The organism is Streptomyces phaeofaciens, from assembly GCF_014648915.1.
Taxonomy (GTDB): Bacteria; Actinomycetota; Actinomycetes; order Streptomycetales; family Streptomycetaceae; genus Streptomyces; species Streptomyces phaeofaciens.
On record NZ_BMSA01000013.1, the window covers coordinates 91,368 to 113,802 of the forward strand.

20 protein-coding genes and 1 riboswitch are annotated in these 22,435 nt (G+C 71.3%); of the genes, 3 read left to right on the forward strand and 17 right to left on the reverse strand.

What is annotated here, in order from left to right; genetic code table 11:
• Positions 1-131: 131 nt before the first annotated feature.
• The 12 genes from IE275_RS22160 to IE275_RS22215 form a co-directional block, all read right to left on the reverse strand.
• Positions 132-1,511: an NAD(P)/FAD-dependent oxidoreductase gene (locus IE275_RS22160; RefSeq protein ID WP_189713091.1), complete on the reverse strand. Its 1,380-nt coding sequence runs from the start codon at positions 1,509-1,511 to the stop codon at positions 132-134.
• Between the two features lie 456 nt (positions 1,512-1,967).
• Positions 1,968-2,909, reverse strand: coding sequence for a Ppx/GppA phosphatase family protein (locus IE275_RS22165; RefSeq protein WP_189713092.1), 942 nt, complete (start codon positions 2,907-2,909; stop codon positions 1,968-1,970).
• Positions 2,906-3,484: a DUF501 domain-containing protein gene (locus tag IE275_RS22170; protein ID WP_189713093.1), complete on the reverse strand. Its 579-nt coding sequence runs from the start codon at positions 3,482-3,484 to the stop codon at positions 2,906-2,908. Before IE275_RS22170 ends, IE275_RS22165 begins: the two co-directional genes overlap by 4 nt.
• A 26-nt stretch (positions 3,485-3,510) precedes the next feature.
• Positions 3,511-3,987, reverse strand: coding sequence for an FtsB family cell division protein (locus IE275_RS22175; protein WP_189713094.1), 477 nt, complete (start codon positions 3,985-3,987; stop codon positions 3,511-3,513).
• Between the two features lie 120 nt (positions 3,988-4,107).
• On the reverse strand, positions 4,108-5,403 hold the full coding sequence (gene eno, locus IE275_RS22180) for a phosphopyruvate hydratase (protein ID WP_189713095.1): 1,296 nt from the start codon (positions 5,401-5,403) through the stop codon (positions 4,108-4,110).
• Between the two features lie 299 nt (positions 5,404-5,702).
• A complete protein-coding gene (locus IE275_RS22185; protein WP_189713096.1) occupies positions 5,703-6,401 on the reverse strand; it encodes a LysM peptidoglycan-binding domain-containing protein in 699 nt (232 codons plus the stop codon).
• Positions 6,402-6,404: 3 nt separating this feature from the next.
• Positions 6,405-6,573: riboswitch (cyclic di-AMP (ydaO/yuaA leader) on the reverse strand.
• A gap of 205 nt (positions 6,574-6,778) precedes the next feature.
• Complete coding sequence (locus IE275_RS22190) at positions 6,779-7,777, reverse strand: LysM peptidoglycan-binding domain-containing protein (protein WP_189713097.1); 999 nt, start codon at positions 7,775-7,777, stop codon at positions 6,779-6,781.
• Positions 7,778-8,002: 225 nt separating this feature from the next.
• Positions 8,003-9,301 carry a cytochrome P450 family protein gene (locus IE275_RS22195; protein ID WP_189713098.1) on the reverse strand — a complete coding sequence of 433 codons (1,299 nt, stop codon included), beginning with the start codon at positions 9,299-9,301 and terminating at the stop codon, positions 8,003-8,005.
• Positions 9,298-10,800, reverse strand: coding sequence for a hypothetical protein (locus IE275_RS22200; protein ID WP_189713099.1), 1,503 nt, complete (start codon positions 10,798-10,800; stop codon positions 9,298-9,300). The genes IE275_RS22195 and IE275_RS22200 overlap by 4 nt, the downstream gene beginning before the upstream one ends.
• A 290-nt stretch (positions 10,801-11,090) precedes the next feature.
• Positions 11,091-12,065 carry a nucleoside triphosphate pyrophosphohydrolase gene (locus IE275_RS22205; protein WP_373299271.1) on the reverse strand — a complete coding sequence of 325 codons (975 nt, stop codon included), beginning with the start codon at positions 12,063-12,065 and terminating at the stop codon, positions 11,091-11,093.
• 79 nt (positions 12,066-12,144) lie between these two features.
• The gene (locus IE275_RS22210; protein WP_189713101.1) at positions 12,145-12,795 is read right to left on the reverse strand and encodes a SurA N-terminal domain-containing protein; all 651 of its coding nucleotides are present in this window, start codon (positions 12,793-12,795) and stop codon (positions 12,145-12,147) included.
• 205 nt (positions 12,796-13,000) lie between these two features.
• The gene (locus IE275_RS22215; RefSeq protein ID WP_189713102.1) at positions 13,001-13,831 is read right to left on the reverse strand and encodes a glycoside hydrolase domain-containing protein; all 831 of its coding nucleotides are present in this window, start codon (positions 13,829-13,831) and stop codon (positions 13,001-13,003) included.
• Between the two features lie 218 nt (positions 13,832-14,049).
• Between IE275_RS22215 and IE275_RS22220 the strand changes: the two genes are divergently transcribed.
• Positions 14,050-14,433 carry a hypothetical protein gene (locus tag IE275_RS22220; protein ID WP_229870442.1) on the forward strand — a complete coding sequence of 128 codons (384 nt, stop codon included), beginning with the start codon at positions 14,050-14,052 and terminating at the stop codon, positions 14,431-14,433.
• Positions 14,434-14,493: 60 nt separating this feature from the next.
• On the opposite strand, the gene IE275_RS22225 is transcribed toward IE275_RS22220, so the two are convergent.
• The 3 genes from IE275_RS22225 to IE275_RS22235 all read right to left on the reverse strand — a co-directional run bounded on the left by IE275_RS22225 (position 14,494) and on the right by IE275_RS22235 (position 16,550).
• The gene (locus tag IE275_RS22225) at positions 14,494-14,925 is read right to left on the reverse strand and encodes a DUF6086 family protein (RefSeq protein ID WP_189713104.1); all 432 of its coding nucleotides are present in this window, start codon (positions 14,923-14,925) and stop codon (positions 14,494-14,496) included.
• A gap of 31 nt (positions 14,926-14,956) precedes the next feature.
• A complete protein-coding gene (locus IE275_RS22230; protein ID WP_189713105.1) occupies positions 14,957-15,700 on the reverse strand; it encodes a GNAT family N-acetyltransferase in 744 nt (247 codons plus the stop codon).
• 115 nt (positions 15,701-15,815) lie between these two features.
• Complete coding sequence (locus IE275_RS22235) at positions 15,816-16,550, reverse strand: HNH endonuclease family protein (protein ID WP_189713106.1); 735 nt, start codon at positions 16,548-16,550, stop codon at positions 15,816-15,818.
• A 201-nt stretch (positions 16,551-16,751) separates the two neighbouring features.
• Between IE275_RS22235 and IE275_RS22240 the strand changes: the two genes are divergently transcribed.
• The gene (locus IE275_RS22240; protein ID WP_189713107.1) at positions 16,752-16,940 is read left to right on the forward strand and encodes an antitoxin; all 189 of its coding nucleotides are present in this window, start codon (positions 16,752-16,754) and stop codon (positions 16,938-16,940) included.
• Positions 16,941-17,089: 149 nt separating this feature from the next.
• Here IE275_RS22240 and IE275_RS22245 read toward each other — a convergent pair whose 3' ends face one another.
• Positions 17,090-18,004 carry an SCO6745 family protein gene (locus IE275_RS22245; protein WP_229870443.1) on the reverse strand — a complete coding sequence of 305 codons (915 nt, stop codon included), beginning with the start codon at positions 18,002-18,004 and terminating at the stop codon, positions 17,090-17,092.
• Positions 18,005-18,110: 106 nt separating this feature from the next.
• Here IE275_RS22245 and IE275_RS22250 point away from each other — a divergent pair, with 106 nt between their 5' ends.
• Positions 18,111-18,668, forward strand: coding sequence for a TetR/AcrR family transcriptional regulator (locus IE275_RS22250; RefSeq protein ID WP_189713108.1), 558 nt, complete (start codon positions 18,111-18,113; stop codon positions 18,666-18,668).
• Between the two features lie 206 nt (positions 18,669-18,874).
• Here the strand turns inward: IE275_RS22250 and mfd are convergent, their stop codons facing one another.
• Positions 18,875-22,420, reverse strand: a complete 3,546-nt coding sequence (gene mfd, locus IE275_RS22255; protein ID WP_189713109.1) for a transcription-repair coupling factor — start codon at positions 22,418-22,420, stop codon at positions 18,875-18,877.
• Positions 22,421-22,435 lie beyond the last annotated feature (15 nt).

Consider the following 22,435-nt stretch of genomic DNA (forward strand, 5'->3'; position numbering starts at 1 on the left):
CGTCACATCTGGGCAAACCCTCCCGTTGGAACGCCGAAGGGGCCGCCCGCACCACGGATGGCGGGCGGCCCCTTCGGGGCGTTCGACGGCCTACGGACGCGGGGCGACCGTGGAGCCGGGGTGACCGAGGGTCAGGAGGCCTTGGCCTTCTCGGACTCGGGCTTGGCGGCGACCGGGGCCGGCTTGGCGGCCTCGTAGAACTCCTCGCGCGGGGACTCCAGGGCGCCGAGGGCGACCACCTCGCGCTTGAGGAACATGCCGAGCGTCCAGTCGGCGAAGACGCGGATCTTGCGGTTCCACGTCGGCATCGCCATGCCGTGGTAGCCGCGGTGCATGTACCAGGCGAGCCGGCCCTTGACCTTGATCTTCATCTTGCCCATGACGATCATGGCGACGCCCTTGTGGAGGCCGAGGCCCGCCACCGCACCCTTGTTGGCGTGCTCGTAGTCCTTCTGCGGGAAGCCCCGCATACCGGAGATCACGTTGTCGCCGAGGACCTTGGCCTGACGGAGCGCGTGCTGCGCGTTCGGCGGGCACCAGGCGTTCTCGACACCGGCCTTGCGGGCGGCGACGTCCGGGACCTGGGCGTTGTCGCCGGCGGCCCAGATGTAGTCGGTGCCCTGGACCTGGAGGCTGGGGGCGGTGTCGACGTGACCACGCGGGCCCAGCGGGAGGCCGTAGCGGGCGAGGACCGGGTTCGGCTTGACGCCGGCCGTCCACACGATCGTGTTCGAGTCGACCTCGAGGCCGTTCTTCAGCACGACGTGGCCGTCGACGCAGGAGTCCATCGAGGTGGAGAGGTAGATCTCCACGCCCCGGCTCTCCAGGTGCGCCTTGCCGTACTGGCCGAGCTTCGGGCCGACCTCGGGCAGGATCTTGTCCGCGGCGTCGACCAGGATGAAGCGCATGTCCTCGCGGGACACGGTCTTGTAGTACTTGGCCGCGTCGCGGGCCAGGTCCTCGACCTCACCGATGGTCTCCGCACCGGCGAAGCCGCCGCCGATGAAGACGAAGGTGAGCGCCTTGCGGCGGATCTCCTCGTCGGTCGTGGAGTCGGCCTTGTCGAGCTGCTCGAGAACGTGGTTGCGCAGGCCGATGGCCTCCTCGACGCCCTTCATGCCGATGCCCTGCTCGGCGAGGCCGGGGATCGGGAAGGTGCGGGAGACCGCGCCGAGCGCGATGACCAGGTAGTCGAAGGGCAGCTCGTACGCCTCGCCCACGAGCGGGGCGATCGTGGCGACCTTGCGGTCCTGGTCGATGGTGGTGACCCGACCGGTGAGGACCTCCGCCTTCGGCAGCACGCGTCGCAGCGGGACGACGACGTGGCGCGGGGAGATGTTGCCGGCGGCGGTTTCGGGGAGGAAGGGCTGGTAGGTCATGTACGACCGGGGGTCGACGACCGTGACGGTCGCCTCTCCGTAGCGCATCTTCTTGAGAATGCGCCGAGCTGCGTACAGGCCTACGTACCCACCGCCTACTACGAGGATCCTGGGACGCTCCGTGGTGCTCATGGCATCGAGTATCCACCCGCTCCAGGGGGGTCGCTCGTGCGCCCCTTCACAAGCTTCGGGAGGGTGTGTGCTATCCTCCGCCGCCCGCGTGATCCACATCATGGCGCGGAACGGGAACCAGCGTGTAGGGCGCGGCGTTGTCAATGCCGCGTGAGCTGCCTCTCCAGGCTTCGAGAGCCTCTGTGAGGGGGTCGCGACAGCCTTTCGGGAGACCCCCGCGAAACGTCCCCGCACGCCTCTTTTGAACACGTTCACACGGGGGTTGAGGCCCCGGAAGGGCCAACCGGCCCCTCTTCGTCCTCCGGGAGGACCGAAATCCTTGTGAAGAACTTCACGAAGTTTTCCGACGGGGAGTCGCGAAGGGGCCCGAGAGGGCCCCTCCAGCACGCTCAAACGCGCTTCCTGCCTGCTCAGCAGAGTGCAAGCAGCGCCCACGGACCCGGCCGTCAGGGCCCGCTACGCCACCGACCACGCGATGCCGTCGAGGATGTCGTGCTCGCTCACGACAACCTCCCGCGCGCCGGTCCGCTCCATGATCGCGAGCAGGACGAGCGCGCCCGCCGCGATCACGTCGACCCGGCCCGGGTGCATCGAGCCGACCGCTGCCCGCTCGGCGTGCGTGGAGCCCACCAGCCAGTCGGTGATCTCGCGGACCCGGTCGTGGGAGACCCGCGAGTGGTGGATGGCCGCGGAGTCGTACGCGGGCAGGTCCTGCGCGATCGCCGAGACGGTCGTGACCGAGCCCGCCAGGCCGACCAGGGTGTGCGCCTCGCGCAGCGGGACCGTCTCCTCGGCGAGGTCCAGGGCCGCCTCGATGTCGGCCCGCATCGCCGCGATCTGCTCCGCGGTGGGCGGGTCGGTGACCGTCCCGTCCACCACCAGGTGCCGCTCGGTCATCCGTACGCAGCCGACGTCGACCGAGCGGGCCGCCCGCACGTGCTCGTCGCCCACGACGAACTCCGTCGAGCCGCCGCCGATGTCCACCACCAGGTAGGGCTTCACGAGGTCCGCGCGGCCCCCCAGCTCCTTCGTGGCGCCGGTGAAGGAGAACTCGGCCTCCTGGTCGCCGCTGATGACCTCGGGCTCGACGCCCAGGATGTCCAGCACCCCGCGCACGAACTCGTCCCGGTTCTCGGCGTCCCGGGAGGCGGAGGTGGCGACGAAGCGCAGCCGCTCCGCGCCGTGCTCCTTGACGACGGCCGCGTACTCCCGGCAGGCGGCGAAGGTCCGCTCCAGCGCCTCGGGGGCGAGGCGGCCGGTACGGTCGACGCCCTGGCCGAGGCGGACGATCGTCATCCGGCGGTCCAGCTCGACCAGTTCGCCGGTCTCCGGGTCGCAGTCGGCGACGAGGAGGCGGATGGAGTTCGTACCGCAGTCGACGGCGGCGACCCGGGTCACGGGGTGTCCTCCTTCGGGGCGCCCGCCGGGGAGTCCGCCGGCGAGTCCTTCGAAGAGTCCGTCGGGAGCGTCACGCAGGTGCCCTTGCGCCACCACTCCGGCAGCATCGCGAGGGCCTCGTCGCCGAGCGGGTTCACCCCCGGCCCGGCGGCCAGCGAGTGGGCGACGAGCACATGCAGGCACTTCACCCGGTCCGGCATGCCGCCCGCGCTCGGGAAGCCCTTCAGCTCCTCGATCTCGTCACGGCGCCGGATGTAGTCCTCGTGCGCCGCGCGGTAGGCGGCGGCCAGCTCCGGATCGGTGCCCAGCCGGTCGGTCATCTCCTTCATCACGCCGTTCGCCTCCAGCGTGCCGATCGCCGAGTTGGCCTTGGGGCACGTCAGGTAGTACAGCGTCGGGAAGGGGGTGCCGTCGGGGAGGCGGGGGGCCGTCTCGACGACGTCCGGCTGTCCGCACGGGCACCGGTGCGCGATCGCGCGCAGCCCGCGCGGCGGCCGGCCGAGCTGCTGCTTGAAGGCCTCGACGTCGGCGTCGGTGGGCTCGGTGCGCGGAGTGGTCGGCGGGGCAGTTTCCATGCCTGTACGAAAATCTCTCTCTCGGTTCACTGGTCGGAGGCGTCGGACTTGTCGACGCCGTCCCAGACGTTCGAGTACCAGGGGCGGTCGGCCGCACCGAGGTCGGCGCGGGACTGCTTGGCCGCGTCCGGGTCGATCACGATGTAACCGGTCTCGCCCGGCATCACATAGTGCAGCCGCTGCCGGATCTGCTGCTCGGCGTAGGCGTCGTCCTGCCAGCGTGCCTTGGTGTCCCGCAGCTGCTCTACCCGTTCGCTGGCCTGCTGTTTCTCCCGCTCCAGATCGGCGATCTCGGCACGCTGGGAGACGTACTGCCGCATCGGGTAGGCGAGGGCCACGATCAGGGTGCAGAGCACCAGCGCGAGCAGGGCCGCGCGGCCGGTGAGACGGGAGCGGTGGGCCTGGCGCTTGGTCTGGGAGCGGTAGACCCGGGCCGCGGTCTGCTCGCCCAGCAGCCGGATCCTGGTCGTGGTGGAGAAACGGTCCCGGTCCTTGACGGCCATCGGCTCTCCGCCTCCCCTTTCACGTGCGTACGTCCCCGCACACGGTACGGGACCGAGTACGGGGACGTACGTACGACTGGCTAAGCCTTGACGGTGGAGAAGGCTCAGCCCTTGCCTCGCCTACTGGTTCGCGGAGCGGAACCGCGGGAAGGCGCTGCGGCCCGCGTACACGGCGGCGTCGTCGAGGATCTCCTCGATGCGCAGCAGCTGGTTGTACTTGGCGACGCGGTCCGAGCGGGCCGGGGCGCCGGTCTTGATCTGACCGCAGTTCACGGCGACCGCGAGGTCGGCGATGGTGACGTCCTCGGTCTCGCCGGAGCGGTGGGACATCATGCACTTGAAGCCGTTGCGCTGGGCCATCTCGACGGCGTCCAGGGTCTCGGTCAGCGAACCGATCTGGTTGACCTTGACGAGCAGGGCGTTGGCGGAGCCCTCCTCGATGCCGCGGGCGAGGCGCTCGGGGTTGGTGACGAAGAGGTCGTCGCCGACGATCTGGACCTTGTCGCCCAGCTTGTCGGTGATGACCTTCCAGCCGGCCCAGTCGTCCTCGAACAGCGGGTCCTCGATGGAGACGAGCGGGTAGGCCGCCACCAGCTCCTCGTAGTACTCCGTCATCTCGGCGGCCGAGCGGGACTTGCCCTCGAACTCGTACTTGCCGTCCTTGTAGAACTCGGACGCGGCGACGTCGAGCGCGAGCGCGATCTGCTCACCGGGGATGTAACCGGCCTGCTGGATGGCCTCGATGATGAGGTCGAGCGCGGCGCGGTTGGACTCCAGGTTCGGGGCGAAGCCGCCCTCGTCGCCGAGGCCGGTGGACAGGCCCTTGGTCTTCAGCACCTTCTTGAGGGTGTGGTAGACCTCGGCGCCCCAGCGCAGGGCCTCGGAGAAGGTCTCCGCGCCGATCGGGGCGATCATGAACTCCTGGATGTCCACGTTGGAGTCGGCGTGCGAGCCGCCGTTCAGGATGTTCATCATCGGAACGGGCAGCAGGTGCGCGTTCGGGCCGCCCAGGTAGCGGAAGAGCGGGAGGTCGCTGGCCTCGGAGGCGGCGTGGGCGACGGCGAGGGAGACGCCGAGGATGGCGTTGGCGCCGAGCGAGCCCTTGTTGTCCGTGGCGTCCAGGTCGAACATGGCCTGGTCGATCAGGCGCTGCTCGGTGGCGTCGTAGCCGACGAGCTCCGGGCCGATCTGCTCGATGACGGCGAGGACGGCCTTCTCGACACCCTTGCCCAGGTAGCGGTTGGGGTCACCGTCGCGGAGCTCGATGGCCTCGAAGGCGCCGGTGGAAGCGCCGGACGGAACGGCGGCACGACCCGTGCTGCCGTCGTCGAGGCCGACCTCGACCTCGACCGTGGGGTTGCCTCGGGAGTCCAGGATTTCCCGGGCTACGACGACGTCGATGGACGGCACGAGCATCTCCTTCTTGGGATGTGACGCTGGGTGTGCGGGGCCGCGTGGGCCTTGCGACTAGAGCCTAACCGTCTTCGGGGCGCCGGCAGCCGACCGACCGTCCCGTGGACAGACAGACGGTACCTATTGTTTCCGTCCGGAACAAAGGGGGGATGACATCCGGGCAGAGAAAACCCCGCCCCGGTGCGTACGGGGGAACACGCACCGGGGCGGGGGACCCGTGGGGACGGGGGGTGACCCTCACGAGGTCTTCAGTGTGCGGGACCCACTTGTGGGGGAGCTGTGGTCCCGCTGGGGGCCTGGTGTCACTTCAGGTGAAGCTGCTGGCCCGGGTAGATGAGGTCGGCATCCTGGACGACGCCCTTGTTCAGCTGGAACAGCTTCTGCCAGCCGCCCTTGACCTTGCGCTTCTCGGCGATGGTGCTGAGGGTGTCGCCCTTGACGACCTTGTACTCGCCGTCGCCCTTCTTGACCTTCTTGCCGGTCGGGGTGGTGACGGTCTTGCTGCTCTGCTCGCTCTTGGCGGCGGCCGGGCGCTCGGCGGAGCGGGAAGCGGCCTGCTGCTCGGTGGAGCGGGAGGCGGTGCTGTCGGGGGACGAGCCGCCGGTGGAGGCGCTGCCGCCACCGTACGGCGTGCTGGACAGGCCGGTGCCGCAGACCGGCCAGGCACCCTTGCCCTGGCCCGCGAGGACCTTCTCGGCGATGGTGATCTGCTGCGTCTTGGAGGCCAGGTCGGCGCGGGCGGCGTAGGCGGTGCCGCCGTACGCGGCCCAGGTGGAGGCGGAGAACTGGACACCGCCGTAGTAGCCGTTACCGGTGTTGATGGACCAGTTGCCGCCGGACTCGCACTGGGCGACCGCGTCCCACTCGGAGGCGGTGGCGGCGGAGGCGTTGCCGGCCGCCATCAGCGGGGCGGCGATGGCGACACCGGTGACACCGGCGAGCGCGGCGACGCGGGTGGCCTTGGCGGGGCGGCGGTGCTTGCCCTTACCGGAAAACAGCATGGTGGATCCCCTCACCGACGCCTGCGAGGTGAGCTGTCGGGTTCGGGCCGGTTGAGTTGCCCGGCCGCGCATCTCGCGATGCGCGGCTCCACCCCAAGCCGGATCCGGCGTCAACCGCCGGGTCCGGCACTTACCTTGGGTCCCCCGCTCCTGCCTACGGCGCTTGACGCGACGACTGTTCCCGGATGGCCGCTGGCAGGATTCGGCGTTGCGACGGCCGGGGCTCGGGTTGCCGAGCGGTCACGACCGTAGACACGCGATCCGCGGAATTTCAAAGACGATCAGGGCTTCTGAGACTCATCCCACACTTTCACCAAACCGGACATTCGGCGCGAAGCGTGACGTGAACTCCCGGTGTTTTTCTGGGCGTTCCCGCCCTATTGGACCGCTGTGTCCAGCGTCTGACCGGGGGTGATGCCGTTCGGGTCGGCGCCGATGAGGTCCCGGTTCTCGGCGTAGAGGGCGCGCCATCCGCCGTCGATACCAAGGGAGTCGGCGATGGAGGCGAGGGAGTCGCCCTCGCGGACCGTGTAGCCGGAGGCGGCGTGCCGGCCGGCCGAGGCGGTGCTGAGGCCCTCCGACAGGGTCTCGTCGGCGACGGTGCCGCGGTGACGGCCGGAGCCGAGGGAGCCGGTGTCGACAAGGTTCCAAGAACCGACGTCCTGCACCGACTTGTCCGAATCATCCGCTTCGGCGGTCGCCGTGGGCGAGCCGTCGCCCGTCTGCGCGTCTCCGGACTCCGTGGAGTCGTCGGAAGCGGCCGCGTCATCCTCCGCGGCGGAGGACGAAGAGGACGAAGGGGACGAACTCGGCGAAGCCTCGGAGGAGTCGGCGGACGCGTCGGCGTCGGAGTCGCCGGTTCCGTCGGACTTGCCGGAGCTGTCGGACTTGCCTGACTTGTCGGAGTTCGAGGAGCCCGAGGCCCCCTTGGACAGGTCGGACAAACCGGAGGAATCAGACGAGTCATCAGCCACGCCGGTGTCCACGTTCAGCCCGCCCGACTCCTCGGTGAGCCCGGACGTCAGCCCGCAGGTGCCCCACGCGCCGACACCCTCGGCCGCGAGAAGCTTCTGCGCCACGGCGATCTGCTGGTTGCGGCTGGCCAGATCGGGGCTGTCGGCGTAGTCGAGTCCGCCGTACGTCTCCCAGTCGTCCTGGGTGAGGCTCAGACCGCCGTACTCGCCGTCGCCCTTGTCGGCGCTCCACGAGCCGCCGCTCTCGCACTGCGCCACCTTGTCCCACACCGTGCCGTCGGCAGCGCTCGCGCCCGTGGCGGCGAGCAGCGGGATGGCGATGGCCGTACCGGTCACTCCAGCGGCGACGAGGAGGGCCGGAGCCTGACGGGGGCGACGGTGACGACCGTTCCCGGAGAGCATGCGGGGGCCTTTCTCTGGACAGCAGTGAACCGGCGCGACGTCGGGTGCTTGCGCATCCGACGGGCCGCGTTGACGAGTGAACGTATCGGCAGACGATCACTTGTCACAAGTTAATGCCGCACAGATCACGTGAAGATCACAGAATTGAGAGTCGGTCACCTTCGCTGCGCCGGACCGTCACACTCCGCCTGACGTGCGGTCGGTCACCGAGCGGAGATCACTCCGTCACGCACCGGGACCCCTTGGACCGGATGGAGTCGACGGCGTGAACTCGACGGGCAGGGTGCGCAGTCCTCGCATGATGAGCCCGCCGCGCCATCTCAAGTCGGCCGGATCCGCCGCGAGTCGCAGGTCCGGGAGACGGGTGAGCAGGGTGGCCAGGGCGGTCTGGCCCTCCAGCCGGGCCAGCGGGGCGCCGAGACAGTAGTGGATTCCGTGGCCGTAGCCCAGGTGCTGGTTGTCGCGGCGGGAGAGGTCGAGGGTGTCGGGGTCGGCGAACCGGGCCGGGTCACGGTCGGCGGCGGCGAGCACGACGAGGACCGGGTCGCCGGGGGCGATGTCCTGTCCGCCGAGAACGAGCGGCTCGGTGGCGAAGCGCCACGTGGCCAGCTCGACGGGGCCGTCGTAGCGCAGGAGTTCCTCGACGCCGGTCTCCAGGAGGGTGCGGTCCGCAGTGGCCAGGGAGTCCTGGAGGCGGCGGCGCTGCTCGGGGTGGGTGAGAAGGGCGTAGGTGCCGTTGCCGATGAGGTTGACGGTGGTCTCGAAGCCGGCGAAGAGCAGGATGAAGGCCATGGCGGCGGCCTCGTTCTCGGTGAGGTGCTCGCCGTGGTCGGAGGCGCGGATCAGTCCGGAGATGAGGTCCTCGCCGGGGCCCGCCTCGGCAGGGAGGGCCTCCCGCTTGCGGTGGATCAGCTCGGCGAGATAGCCGCGCATCTTCTTCACGGACCGCGCGACACCGCCCCGGGGGCCGCCGCCGTGCCGGATCATCATGCCCGCCCAGTCCCGGAAGTCGTCCTGGTCCTCGCGGGGGACGCCGAGCAGGTCGCAGATGGCGTAGATGGGGAGCGGGAACGCGAAGTCGTGGATGAGGTCGGCGCCGCCCTCCGCGGCGAACCGGTCGATGAGCTGGTCGGTCAGCTCCTGCACGCGCGGCGCGAATTCGGCGACCCGGCGCGGTGTGAACGCCTTGCTGACCAGCCGTCGCAGCCGGGTGTGGTCCGGCGGATCGATGTTCAGCAGATGCGTCATCAGCTCCGCCTTGCGCTCCCCGGGGATCCCGGTCCTGCCCTTCGCGTGCGCGGGCTCGTCGTGATGCGCCGGATTCTTGGAGAGCCGCTGGTCGGCGAGGGCCTGCTTGGCATCCGCGTACCGGGTGACCAGCCAGGCCTCCACCCCACTGGGCAACCGCGTCCTGTGCACCGGCGCGTGCTCACGCAGCCAGGCGTAGGCCGGGTAGGGATCGGTGGCGAATTCCCAGGTGAAGAGTTCGGGGGCGGGGGTCGCGGCGGTGGGCTTGCTGGTCACTCCTTGACGGTAGCGGGGTTCCGGGCGAGGGCCTCGCGCAGGGCGGCGAGCCGGGTGGCGGCGGCCTCGGAGCCGCCTGCGGCCGCGATGGCGAGCCAGTGTTCGGCGTGTTCGAGGAGAAGCCTGCCGAGAACTTCCTGCGATCCGAGATGGCCGACCTGCGCCGCTCGCTCGTAGTACCCGATGGCCGCCGTGGTCTCGCCCTGCCGCACGAGATGGTCGGCGAACAGCCAGGCGCGGTCGGGTCGGCCGTCCGCCAGCCGCCCGAACCAGTGCCGGGCGTCGGCGTCGTCATCGACGAACACGGCGAGATCGGCGAGGCACTCCACGGTGTCCCAGTCGTCCTCCTCACCCCGGGCGAGCAGGTCCGCGCGGCCCGCCTCGACCACGGCCGCCAGATCCGAGGGCCGGTGGATCGAAGCCATCTCGGCCGCGAACCACCATGCCCCGGGCCCGAGCGGCGGCAGGTCGGGTGACCTCAGCGCCGCCGCGACCAGGGGCTCGCTCGCCCGCCATGTCCCGGGCCGCTCGCCCCTGACCAGAAGGCCGCAGACGCCCAGGCGCGGTAGAGCGGCCCACTCCACGTCCTCCTCCACATCGGGAAGGTGCACGTCGAACAGGTCCAACCATGCGGACACGTCCAGTGCCGCCGTCATCCCACAGCGGCCCATGTCGACGGCCCCCCGCACCAGCTCGTACGCCCCCGGCCGCGCCGACGGCCGCCGGGACCGCCGCCACTCCTCCCACAGCTCCGGTCCCACCGCGAGGAACTGGGTCACCCCGAGCGGGCCGCGCCGGCGCGCGGCGTCGGTCAGACGCGGGTCGTCCGCCGCGGCGAGCCGGTCGAGTTCCGCCTCGCTCCACCGGCAGGTCAGCTCCACCGTCCGGGCCATGCCGAGGACGCGGGCCGTCGGGCGGTCGCCGAAGCGGTGGGCGTCGTAGGCCTCGTCGCCCATCGTGGCCAGCACCAGCACGCCCTCGTGAACGCACTGGGCCAGCAGCCCCGCCGTCATGCCCCGCTCCCCCAGATGTCCCTCCAGATCGTCGAGCCACACCACATGCGTGCCCGAGCGGTCCCGGCCGCGCAGCAGGGCCGGCAGCTCACTCAGGTCGGTACCCGGCTGGGCGTTGAGCACCCGGGCCCTGGAACCGCCCACCCTGCGCAGGGCCGCCCAGGCCGTCCGTGACGTGCCGGACAACGGTTCCCCGGTGACCACGACCAGCCCGCCGGTGCGCAGCCGGTGCGCGAGCAGCCGGTCGAGTTCGTCGTCGACGTCCCGGCGGATGTACGGCGCCAGGTCGGGTTCGCCGCCCGGGCGCAGGACGGGACGGATACCGAGGGTGAGACGCCGTACCTCGGTCAGCCGGGGCCAGGAGTCGGCCGGGGCGGAGGCAGGCGCGGGGTAGTTGTTCTGGACGCCGATCACGGGCGCGTGGAAGGTGCCGTGGCTGAAGTCGACGTGGTCACCGGTGGGGGCCGGCACGGCGGCAGAAGACATTGACGGAGATGGTGACGGTGACGGGAGGGTGCGGGGCGCGGCGGCCTCGGTGTCCGCCCGGCTCAGCGGGGTGCCGCACACCCCGCACTCGGTGTCCCGAGGGTCGTTGTGGGTGTCGCACGCCAGGCAGCGATTCGAATACCTCATCACACGCCGCCGTGCATTCTCCCGGCCCGCCGGTACCCCCCGCACCGGCAGCTCCGCGGCACCCGCACACCGGCCACGTCAGCCGCCAACTCCCGTTCCATACAAGCCTCCGCGCCTCGCCACCAGCTCAGAGGCCCACCGTACTAACCCTCCAGCCCTTCGGTCGTCCGGATCGCGTCGCGGTAGGCGCGGGCCGCCGCGCGCAGTGCCGCCTCCGGGTCGGTGCCCTCCGCTTCCGCTCGGGCGGCGAGGGCGAGGAGGTCGTAGCCGATGCCCTCGGTGGCCGGGAGGGGGACGTCGAGGTGGGACGAGCGGACTCTCGACGCCAGTTTCGAGGCCAGGGCGAGGGCCGGCTGGTGGAGGGGGATGCCGTCGGTCACCGACTCGCGGCGCTTCTCGATCGCCTTGGTGCGGAGCCAGTGCTCCTTGACCTCCTCCGGGGTGGTGGCGGTGGCGTCGCCGAAGACATGGGGGTGGCGGTGGATGAGCTTGGCGACGATCGTGGCCGCGACGTCGTCGACGGAGAACGGCGACTCCTCGTCCTCCTCGGCGATGCGGGCGTGGAAGACGACCTGGAGGAGGACGTCGCCCAGTTCCTCGCGGAGTCCGTCGTGGTCGCCGTCCTCGATCGCCTCGACCAGTTCGTACGACTCCTCGACCGCGTACTTCGCCAGGCCCTTGTGGGTCTGCTGGGAGGACCACGGGCACTCGGCGCGGATCCGGTCCATGACCTGGACGAGGTCGAGAAGGCGGGCGCCGGGGAGGTCGTAGGAGGCGGGGAGGAGTTCGAGGTCGGGCATCGACACCCGGCCGGAGCCGGCCAGCCGGGCCAGGCCGTCGGTGAGGGACGGTTCGCCCTCGCCGGTCGCGACGATCACGACCGTGCGGCCGTCCGCGCAGGCCGCGACCAGCTCCTCGGCGGTCGGGGAGGTCTCCTCGACCGCTATGCCCGCCTCCCTCAGATACGGCAGTTGCGGGTGCGCGGCGTCGGCGCAGAGCACACGGTCCGCCGTGCGCAGGGCCTGCCAGGCGGGCCAGGAGAGCAGGCCGGGGGCGACGCGGTGGCTGGTGGTGAGCAGGACCACGCGGCCCGTCGCGGAGCCCGTGGGTGCGGTCACATCGTTCACACCTCGAACGTAGCCCACGCCCGCCGGCCGCCTCGCTCGTTATCCACAGACCGGGCAGCCGGTCATATCGTCAGGTCGTCTGCTGGGTGCCGGCGGAGGTGATCTCGCGGACCCACGGCGTCTCGGCGTCCACCCTGCTGACCTTCTTCGCGTCCCAGCTGCCGTAGCGCGGGTTCAGGTCGACGTCGAGTTCCTCGGACGCCTTTGACAGGGCGTCCCAGAAGATCTGCTGGCTGGTGTCCGTGCCGAGCTTCGAGGCGAGCTTCTGTGCCTCCAGCTGGAGACGGAGGTTCTCGTCGAGGCGCTGCGGCGGGATGCCGTACTGCTGGAGCCACGCCGTCTCCAGGCCCCGCGCGCCGCCCGCCTGCTGCTCCAGGCCGGCCCGCATCTGCTGGACCTCCTTGCGGCTGACGGTGATCCCCGCGTCCTCGGCGGCACGGTGCAGCACCTGGTCGAGGACCATGCCGTGCAGGGTGTCCCGGGTGAGGGTGCCGGTCTGGGCGATGGCCTGCGCGTACTGGGCGTCGTCGGTGACCGCCGCCCGCTGGGCCGCGCGGACCTCCTTCACCCGGTTCTCCAGCTGGGAGACGGTGATCCGCTGGTCGCCGACGACGGCCGCCGCGCCGGGATGCGCGTCGTTCCCGCAGGCGGTGAGGAGGGGGGCTGCCGCGATCGCGGCGGACAGCAGGAGTGCGGTGCGACGACGACGACGGCGGTGCAAGGAAACCTCCCGAGGAGATTGTGCGACGGTGCACAAAGTCTTGCGGTGATCGATGGTAGGCAGTGGGGCGCCTGGGGCCAACCCATTCGACCAACGATTCACCAGGACTTCGGGCACCGCCGCGCCCGCCGGCCGCCCGCTCGTCGGTACGAGGGGTCAGCCGCGCGCGCCGGACGCGCCGCCGCCGGACCGGCGTGCGCCCCGGTCAGCCGACCAGGGCCACCGGGGCGTCCCACGCGTCGCGGTCCACGGTGAGGGTGTAACCACCGCGGGTCTCCTTGCTGTTGACCATGTACTGATGGCCGCGGCTGTGGTCGGTGTACTGGGTCGAGGCCCACGGCCAGTCGGTGGTCGTGGTGTTCTTCTTGTCCCAGAGCGCGTACCACAGGTTGCCCGGAAGGTCCGTCTTGTTCGTCGCGGTGGCGATCGCCTTGGCACTGGAGCTGCTGAAGCCGTAGAAACCGGCGCGGTACGTCTTGGCACGCAGCGTCTTGGTGAAGGAGCGCACGTACGTCAGCACGGCGTCGTTGCACGACGTGTTGGTGATGTCGTACGGCTCCATGTCGAGGTAGATCGGGCTGCCGGTCTTCATGCCGAGCGCCGAGGCCTTGGCGACCGCGTCCGCCGCGTCCGTGGCGCCGAGGGAGGCGGCGGTGGCGGCGGTGAGCTTCTCGGGGTTGGCGCTGGTCTGGCAGGGCGGCTGGGCGCCGACATAGAGCGGGATGAGCTTCCAGCCGGCGGTGTTGACCGTCTTCACCCAGGACGCGGTGAGGTTGGGCTGCGCGCAGCCGCGGTTCTTGCCGCCGATGTAGACGGCGGCCGCGCCGTAGAAGCCGTCGGCCTTCCATGCCTTCATCGCGGCCGCCGAGGGCGCGGTGCAGGTGTCGAAGGCCCGGCCGGTGTACGTCTTCTGCGCGGGCCAGGTGGTCGCGGCCATCGACGTCTGCGCCGCTATGCCGGCACCCGCGAGCACGGCGGCGCCGGCCACGCCCCACGTGATGTATCTGCGCTTTCTGGACTGCCGGTGCTCGGCCATTCCCACCCCATTGTTCGTTCGTTCACACGTACGCGACCGCTGTGCGTACGAAGCGGATCGCACGGTAGCGCGTGCCACCCCCGCAATCGGGAAACACAGGTCCCCCATAGCCACAAGATTCACTCATGCCCCGGTAAAGGCGTACGGGAGAGGGGACGGCATGCCGCGGCCCGTCCGTGGCCTACCCTGACTCCCAGCCGACTTGGGGGGCGATGAGGATGACGACGACAGCCATGACGACCGGCACCGAGAGACGGTTGCCGGGCGGCTGGATCCAGCGGGTGGCCTGGACCGCCCTGGTGTGGGGCTCACTGGGCCTGCTGATCTGGGTGCCCTTCCTGTACGTGGCGATCCGCCGCGGTCTCGCCTCGGACTGGGTCGCGTTCGCGGCGTTCGCCCTGTACGAGTGCATCACCCTGCCCTGGGCGCTGACCAGCACCGAGGAGGACGGCGACGCGTTCATGGGAGTGGCGGTCGTGGTGACGCTGCTGGTGGCGACGTGGCTGCTGCTGCTCGCGGCCTTCGACAAGAAGGTCCGCCCGATGCAGCCGGTGGCGTACGGGCAGTCCCCGTACCAGCAGGGCTATCCGTACGGGCGCTAGGACGGGCGCCCGGGTCGGGTCCCGGCCGCACGAGGTGCGGCGCGGGGTGCCCGCGCGCCGTCAGGGATGGATCACGCCGGGATTCCCCACGAAGACGGAGCCGCCGTCACCCTTCCCCCACACGTGTCCGCGCAGCACACGGTCCTCGTCCCTGGCCCACTCCAGGTAGGCGCGTTCGGCCTGGGTCGCCGGGGTGACCGTCGCTCCGGCCTTGTCCGCCAGCATGATCATCACGGGCAGCAGGCCGTCCAGCAGCGTGATGAACTCGGAGTGGCCCGTACGGCCGCGGCGCTTCAGTGCCGCGTCGACGAACTCACCGTAGGCGGCGGGGTCGACCATGACCCAGTCGCCCGAGAGGTCGTCGAGCCCGCTCGGCATCCGGAGGATCCGCTTGCTGAGCGCCTCGACCCCGCCCATGAACAACTGGCCCACGGCGAGCGCCGGTTCCCAGACGTCGTCGTCGGTCTCCCTGACCGTGAAGATGTAGCTCACGGGCGCCTCGCCGGACGTCGCGCGGGGTGTCTCACAGGGGATGCCTCATCCATACGTTGGGTTCGACGTACACCGCGTAGTCCCGCTCCGGCTCGCAGCGCACCGGCACCAGGGCACCGGGCACCTCGATGTCGCCCCGGGTGTCGAACGGCAGCCCGGTCCAGCGGCGCCACTCCGCCAGCGAAGCGGCCACCGTCATCGACGCCGGCGCGATCCGCTCGATGCTCGCCCCCGCACGGGCGTGCACCCGCAGCCACGGGTCGTACGGCAGCCCGTCCTGTCGTACCCGGTGCGCGTACTCCTCGATCGGTGTGTGCGGCTCGCGGTGCTTGGCGTTCGGGCGGACCGGGGCGACGACCTCGGCGAAGCCCTTCGCCCTGGCGTTCTCCCGCATCGCCGTGAGCATCCGCCCGGACAGGCCCAGGCCCTGGGCGTGCGGGGCGACCACGATCGAGATCGCGCTCACCGTGTCCGGCCGCGCGCCGCGCCGGCGGTCGGCGAACGCCCAGACCAGTACCTGGTCCCAGCCCCGGGCGGGCAGCTCGCCCCGCCCCTCGGCGCGCAGGACGAACGGCACGCTGTACGCATGCGCGACGACCTCGCCCCGCTCGTCCTCGGCGAACAGCACGTACTCCGGGAACTCGACGGGAATCCGCCCGTAGTGCGCGTTCCCCACCGGGTCCTGGGTCGTGAACTCCGCCCAGGTGTCGGGCATCTTCTGTATCGGCCCGAGCATGTCGGGGCGGTCGGCGAGGCTCGACACCGTCAGTTCCATGCGGTCACGGTAGGCGAGGGACGGCGCGGACGAGAACCGGTTTCCGGGGGCTCGGGCAGGGACGGCACCGCCCGTCCGCTCAGCCCGCTCAGCCCGCTCAGCCCGCTCGGCCCGCTCAGCCCGCGTGGAAGCGGTCCGGTGCCTCGGTCGGGTTGCCTCCGGTGGGCAGTTTCTGGTCGGGGCAGGTCGAGAGGACCTTCGCCATCGCGGACTTCTCCGCCGCGGTGACCCACAGGCCGTACTTCTTCTTCACGGCGACCTGTGCCGCGACGTACGGGCAGCGGTAGGACGTGTTCGGCGGCAGCCAGGTCGCCGTGTCGCCGTCGCCCTTGGAACGGTTGGTGCTCGCGTCGACCGCCAGAAGGTTGAGGGGGTCGTTGGCGAGCGCTATCCGCTTGCCGGCGTCCCAGTACTTCGCGCCCTTCTGCCATGCGTCGGACAGGGCGACGACGTGGTCGATGTCGACCTTGCTCGCGCCGCGCCGGTAGGTCACGTCCTTGCCGGAGTAAGGGTCCGAGTCCAGCACGCCGTAGGACACCTTGCAGTCACCGCCGGTGAACCTCACCTCCTTCAGGTCGCGTTTGAGGATGTCGTCGCGGGTGTCGCAGCCGTTGGAGTCCGTGTCCGCCCAGGGGCTGCCGAACTTCTCCCGGTCGTAGCCGGTCTTGGGGGCGCGCCCCTTCACCGTGAGCGACTCGGCGGCCGTGAGAGCCGCTCCCCCGCTCGCCGTCGGCCCCGCTCCCCCGGTACCGGATCCGATGGCCCCGTCGGTACAGCCGGCCACGGCCACCGAGGCCATGGCGCACATCAGCGCGACGGCTGTCGCCGTCCCACCCCTCAGACGCCTCATGTGCGCCCCTCCCCTTGCCTGCCCTGCCGTCGCCCCGCACAGGGCGGTTTCCCTGGCGGACGCTGGTCCACACCGTAGCGAGGGCGTGGTGAGGGGCGAACGGCGGCGGCCGGGAGGTCCAGACCATTGCCGCCCCAAGTGGGCATCTCTCACATCTCGGGAATATCGTCGATGGTGAGTCATCTCCGGAAGGAGCTCTGGATGGGCATCCTCGACAGGTTCCGCCACCACGGGCAGGACAAGGCCAAGAACATGTCCGACACCGCGGAACAGAAGGCCAACGAGAAGACGGGCGGCAAGTACGAGTCCCAGATCGACGACGCGCAGCAGAAGGCCGAGGGCGCGCTCGGTATGGACCGCGAACGGCCGGACCGGCCCGGGCAGCCGTAGCCGTAACCGTCGGAAGACTCACGGAGGAACGCAGGGGCCCGGACAGCCGGGTCACTCGGACCACCACGCGCCACCTTGAAAGAGAAGCCGTCCGCGCAGCCCACCTCCCGCGGGCGGCTTCCCTCATGCCCGCCGCGGGGCAGGGGGCGTCAGACCTTGCCTATGCCCAGCGTCGACTCCGACGGCAGCAGGCCGGAGCCGATCACCGCGACCCAGTAGTCGCCGAGGAGCCCGGCGAGACGCTCGGCGGCCTCCGCACCCAGGGCCTGCCAGGGGCCGAGGGCGAGCCGGTCGGTGTCCTGTTCGACGCGGCGGCGCAGCTCGCGGCCCGCCCCGGTCGCCGTACCGTCCGCCTCGACCAGTCCTCGGGCGGCCAGGCGGTCGCGTGCCGCCGCCCATTCCCCGGGGGTCCAGCCGCGGCTCTCGAAGCGCTCGACGGACGCGGCGCCTATCGCGGCGAAGGACACCAGCGCCTCGGTCGGGTCGAGGCCGGCGGTGAGCAGGGCGGCGAGATGGCCGTCGCCCCGGTGCTCACGCAGGATCGTCGCCGCGTGCCAGAGCTGGAGGTGGGGTGCGCTCGGCCACTCCAGCGCGGCGTTGGCCGCGGCGAGCGGGCGGCCGGCGGTCTGCGCCGCCTCGGCGGCCCGGCGGGCGAGGGCCGCCGCCGCCACCAGCCCGGGGCTGTCGATCCGGTCGCCGAACAGGGTGCGGTAGGCCCGGTCCATGCCCCGCAGTCTCGCCTCCAGTGCGGCCTCGGGGGTGACGGTCTTGCGGCCGGCCTCCACGTAGCGGGTGACCATGGAGGGCGCGAAGCTGTAGAACGCGGAGGTCACCACCCTGGCGTCGACCGGGCCCAACGGCGCCGCACGGAACGGGAAATAGCTCGGCCAGCGGTCCTCGGTGGAGAGGCCGAGCGCGCCGGCCTCCTCGAAGACCTCCGGCGCGTAGTACAGCACCGCGTGCAGCGGCTCCAGCAGGTGCCAGAGGCGCCGGGCCTGCGCGGGCCCGACCTGCCGCTCCCCCTCGCCCACCGCGGCCTCCGACTTCTCGGCGTTCTCCGACATGACGTCTCCCCCTCGTCGTGTTCGACACACCGCACAACTTGACACTGACAAGATTGCCCGACCCCGACAAACTTGTCAATGCCTAGATTCGACGTAGGCTGCTGTCATGAGCCCGTACCACCACGGCGATCTGCGCCGCGCCGTCCTCACCGCCGCGCTCGACGTCATCGCCACCGACGGCCCCGCCGCGCTGAGCCTGCGCGACCTCGCCCGTCGCGCCGGCGTCTCGCACGCGGCACCGGCGCATCACTTCCGGGACCGCACCGGTCTGCTCACGGCCATCGCGGCGGAGGGCTTCGGCCTGCTCGCGGCGGCGACGACGGAGGCGGTCGACCTCAAGGACGCGGGCGTGCGGTACGTACGCTTCGCCCGCGAGCACCCCGCCCACTTCCAGGTCATGTTCACGCCCGGGCTGCTGCGCACCGACGATCTCGAACTGACCACGGCCCGTGCGCTGGCCGGCGACGCCCTGCGCACCGCCGTCTCACAGGCCCGCCCCGACGCCGACGGCCCCGACGCCCGCCTCACCGGCATCGCCGCCTGGTCCGTCGCCCATGGCTTCGCCACCCTGCTGCTCAGCCACAACCTCGACGAGGTGGTGGGCGACCGGCCCCCCGAGGACGTGTTCGAGGCACTGACCGGCCTGCTGTTCCGACCGGCCTGACCCCGCCCGCCCCGGTCGGACGCCCTACGCCCCCGCCCGCCACCCATCGCCCCCGCCCGAGCCCGACCGCCCGACCGCCCGACCGCCCGCCCGGCCGCGCCCGACCGCCCGGCCGCGCCCGCCTGCCCGCCCGCCCGAGCAGGCATGCCCGCCCGGGGACCCGCCCACCTCCCGTCGCCCCGCCCTTCGCCCGCCCCCCTGTCGCCCTACGACCCCAGCACCGACGCCAGGAACTCCCCCACCCAGCCCAGCAGGTCCCGGCCGACCAGCGGCTTCCCGCCGACCTTCGCCGTCTTCGGGCGGGGGACGAGGACCTGGTGCGCCGCCGGCTTGATGACGGACCCGGGGTAGAGCCGCTTGAGCCGCAGCTCCTGCGACTCCCGCAACTCCACCGGCGCGAAACGGATGTTGGTGCCCTGAAGGACGATCTCGCCGACCCCGCAGGCCCGGGCCAGCATGCGCAGCCCGGCCACGAGGAGCAGGTTCTCCACCGGCTCGGGCAACTTGCCGTAGCGGTCGACGAGTTCCTCGCGGACGGCCTTGACGGCCTCCTCGGAGTTCGCGGAGGCGATGGAACGGTAGGCCTGGAGGCGCAGCCGCTCGCCGGGGGCGTAGTCGTGCGGAACGTGCGCGTCGACGGGCAGCTCGATCTTGACCTCGAGCGGCGGCTCCTCCCATCCTCCCGCCGAGGGCTCCCCTGCCTCCAGCTGGCGCCGATAGTCCGCGACGGCCTCGCCGACCATCCGGATGTACAGGTCGAAGCCGACGCCCGCGATGTGGCCGGACTGCTCGCCGCCGAGGAGGTTGCCCGCGCCGCGGATCTCCAGGTCCTTCATCGCCACGTACATGCCCGCGCCCATCTCGGTGTGCTGGGCGATCGTCGCGAGGCGCTCGTGGGCGGTCTCCGTCAGCGGCTTCTCCGGCGGGTACAGGAAGTAGGCGTAACCGCGCTCCCGGCCACGGCCCACGCGGCCGCGCAGCTGGTGCAGCTGGGAGAGGCCGAAGGTGTCACCGCGTTCGACGATGAGCGTGTTGGCGTTGGAGATGTCGATGCCGGACTCGACGATCGTCGTCGAGACGAGCACGTCGAACTTCTTCTCCCAGAAGTCGACGACGACCTGTTCGAGGGCCGACTCCGACATCTGGCCGTGGGCGGTGGCGATCCGTGCCTCGGGGACGAACTCGCGCAGCCGGGCGGCCGCGCGGTCGATGGACTCGACCCGGTTGTGGATGTAGAAGACCTGGCCCTCGCGCAGCAGTTCACGCCGGACGGCGGCGCCGATCTGCTTCTCCTCGTACGGCCCGACGAAGGTGAGCACCGGGTGACGCTCCTCCGGCGGAGTGGTGATCGTGGACATCTCGCGGATGCCCGTCACCGCCATCTCCAGCGTGCGGGGGATCGGGGTCGCGGACATCGTGAGGACGTCGACGTTCGCGCGGAGCTTCTTCAGCTGCTCCTTGTGCTCGACGCCGAAGCGCTGCTCCTCGTCGACGATGACCAGGCCGAGGTCCTTGAACTTCGTCTCGGCGGAGAACAGCCGGTGGGTGCCGATGACGATGTCCACCGAGCCCTCGCGCAGGCCCTCCAGGGTGGCCTTCGCCTCCGTGTCCGTCTGGAAGCGGGACAGGGCCTTCACGTTCACCGGGAACTGCGCGTACCGCTCGCTGAAGGTGCCGAAGTGCTGCTGCACGAGCAGGGTCGTGGGGACCAGGACGGCGACCTGCTTGCCGTCCTGGACGGCCTTGAAGGCGGCGCGGACCGCGATCTCCGTCTTGCCGTAGCCGACGTCGCCGCAGATCAGACGGTCCATCGGGACCGTCTTCTCCATGTCGTCCTTGACCTCGGCGATGGTGGTCAGCTGGTCCGGGGTCTCCGCGTAGGGGAACGCGTCCTCCAGCTCGCGCTGCCACGGCGTGTCCGTGCCGAAGGCGTGCCCGGGGGCCGCCATCCGGGCGCTGTAGAGCTTGATGAGGTCGGCGGCGATCTCCTTGACGGCCTTCTTCGCGCGGGCCTTCGTCTTCGTCCAGTCCGCGCCGCCCAGCCGGTGCAGCGTGGGCGCCTCGCCGCCGACGTACTTGGTGATCTGCTCCAGCTGGTCGGTGGGGATGTAGAGGCGGTCGCCGGGCTGGCCGCGCTTGGCGGGGGCGTACTCCACGACCAGGTACTCGCGCGTGGCGCCCTGCACGGTGCGCTGCACCATCTCGATGTAGCGGCCCACGCCGTGCTGCTCGTGGACGATGTAGTCGCCCGTCTCCAGGGTGAGCGGGTCGATGGTCTTCCGGCGGCGGGCGGGCATGCGCGCGCCGTCCTTGCCGGCCGCCTTCTGGCCCGAGAGGTCGGTCTCGGTGAGGACGGCGAGGCGCAGTGCCGGGTCGACGAAGCCGTAGTCGATCGAGCCGCAGGAGACGTGGACGAGGGACGGGCCGAGGTCGGTGAGGTCGGTGTCCAGGCGGGCCGCCACGCCCTCGCCGCCGAGCACCTCGACGGTGCGGGCGGCGGGGCCGTGCGCCTCGGTGACGAAGACGACGCGCCAGCCGTCGGCGAGCCAGCCCTTGGTGTCGGCGAGGGCCTTCGCGGTGTCGCCGCGGTAGGTCTCGGGGGCGTGCATGCCGAGCTGGAGGGTGTCCGCCTCCAGCTCCAGATCGGCCGCGAACGGCGACACCGACCACCACATCATGTCCAGCTCGCGCGCGCGGTCGCGGACGTCCGCGATGGACCACAGGGAGGCCGCGCCGACGTCGATGGGTGCCTCGCCGCCGCCGGCGGTGGCCGCCCAGGACGCCTGGAGGAACTCCTGGGAGGTCGCCACGAGGTCGGAGGCGCGCGTGCGTACCCGTTCCGGGTCGCAGACGACGGCCATCGCGCCCTTGGGCAGGACGTCGATCAGGAGCTCCATGTCGTCGACGAGGACCGGCGCGAGGGACTCCATGCCCTCCACGGCGATCCCCTCGGCGATCTTGCCGAGCAGCTCGCCCAGCTCGGGGTGTTCCTCGGCGAGGGCACGCGCGCGCGTGCGGACGTCGTCGGTGAGGAGGAGTTCGCGGCAGGGGGGCGCCCACAGGCCGTGTTCGGCGACCTCGAGGGAGCGCTGGTCGGCGACCTTGAAGTAGCGGATCTCCTCGATGTCGTCACCCCAGAACTCGACGCGCAGGGGGTGTTCCTCGGTGGGCGGGAACACGTCGAGGATGCCGCCGCGTACGGCGAACTCGCCGCGCTTCTCCACCAGTTCCACGCGCGCGTACGCCGCCGCCGCGAGGGCCTCGACCGTCGCGTTCAGGTCGGCCCGATCGCCGGTGCGCAGGGCGACCGGTTCCAGGTCGCCCAGGCCCTTGACCTGCGGCTGGAGCACCGACCGTACGGGGGCGACCACCACGGAGACCGGGCCCGTCTCGGGGTCGTCGAGGCGGGGGTGGGTGAGGCGGCGGAGTACGGCGAGGCGGCGGCCGACGGTGTCGCTGCGGGGGCTGAGGCGCTCGTGCGGGAGCGTCTCCCAGGACGGGTACTCGGCGATGCCGTCCGGCGGGAGGAGCGAGCGCAGGGCGGCGGCCAGGTCCTCCGCCTCGCGGCCGGTCGCCGTCACCGCGAGGACCGTGCGGCCGGTCTCGCGGGCGAGGGCGGCGATCGCGAAGGGGCGGGCCGCCGGGGGGCCGACCAGGTCGATGTGCATGCGGTTGCCGTCTGCGGCCGCGGGGACCGCTTCCGCGAGGGCGGTGTCCTTGACGACGGCGTCGAGCAGACCGTGCAGGCTCATGGAGGGCTTTCCGTC

What these genes read in the sequence shown, in the direction of transcription:
- IE275_RS22160 (WP_189713091.1), bottom strand. Translation starts at nt 1,511, where the DNA reads ATGAGCACCACGGAGCGTCCCAGGATCCTCGTAGTAGGCGGTGGGTAC.
- IE275_RS22170 (WP_189713093.1), bottom strand. Translation starts at nt 3,484, where the DNA reads ATGGAAACTGCCCCGCCGACCACTCCGCGCACCGAGCCCACCGACGCC.
- IE275_RS22175 (WP_189713094.1), bottom strand. Translation starts at nt 3,987, where the DNA reads ATGGCCGTCAAGGACCGGGACCGTTTCTCCACCACGACCAGGATCCGG.
- eno (WP_189713095.1), bottom strand. Translation starts at nt 5,403, where the DNA reads ATGCTCGTGCCGTCCATCGACGTCGTCGTAGCCCGGGAAATCCTGGAC.
- IE275_RS22185 (WP_189713096.1), bottom strand. Translation starts at nt 6,401, where the DNA reads ATGCTGTTTTCCGGTAAGGGCAAGCACCGCCGCCCCGCCAAGGCCACC.
- IE275_RS22190 (WP_189713097.1), bottom strand. Translation starts at nt 7,777, where the DNA reads ATGCTCTCCGGGAACGGTCGTCACCGTCGCCCCCGTCAGGCTCCGGCC.
- IE275_RS22200 (WP_189713099.1), bottom strand. Translation starts at nt 10,800, where the DNA reads ATGTCTTCTGCCGCCGTGCCGGCCCCCACCGGTGACCACGTCGACTTC.
- IE275_RS22215 (WP_189713102.1), bottom strand. Translation starts at nt 13,831, where the DNA reads ATGGCCGAGCACCGGCAGTCCAGAAAGCGCAGATACATCACGTGGGGC.
- IE275_RS22220 (WP_229870442.1), top strand. Translation starts at nt 14,050, where the DNA reads ATGACGACGACAGCCATGACGACCGGCACCGAGAGACGGTTGCCGGGC.
- IE275_RS22230 (WP_189713105.1), bottom strand. Translation starts at nt 15,700, where the DNA reads ATGGAACTGACGGTGTCGAGCCTCGCCGACCGCCCCGACATGCTCGGG.
- IE275_RS22235 (WP_189713106.1), bottom strand. Translation starts at nt 16,550, where the DNA reads ATGAGGCGTCTGAGGGGTGGGACGGCGACAGCCGTCGCGCTGATGTGC.
- IE275_RS22240 (WP_189713107.1), top strand. Translation starts at nt 16,752, where the DNA reads ATGGGCATCCTCGACAGGTTCCGCCACCACGGGCAGGACAAGGCCAAG.
- IE275_RS22245 (WP_229870443.1), bottom strand. Translation starts at nt 18,004, where the DNA reads ATGTCGGAGAACGCCGAGAAGTCGGAGGCCGCGGTGGGCGAGGGGGAG.
- IE275_RS22250 (WP_189713108.1), top strand. Translation starts at nt 18,111, where the DNA reads ATGAGCCCGTACCACCACGGCGATCTGCGCCGCGCCGTCCTCACCGCC.
- mfd (WP_189713109.1), bottom strand. Translation starts at nt 22,420, where the DNA reads ATGAGCCTGCACGGTCTGCTCGACGCCGTCGTCAAGGACACCGCCCTC.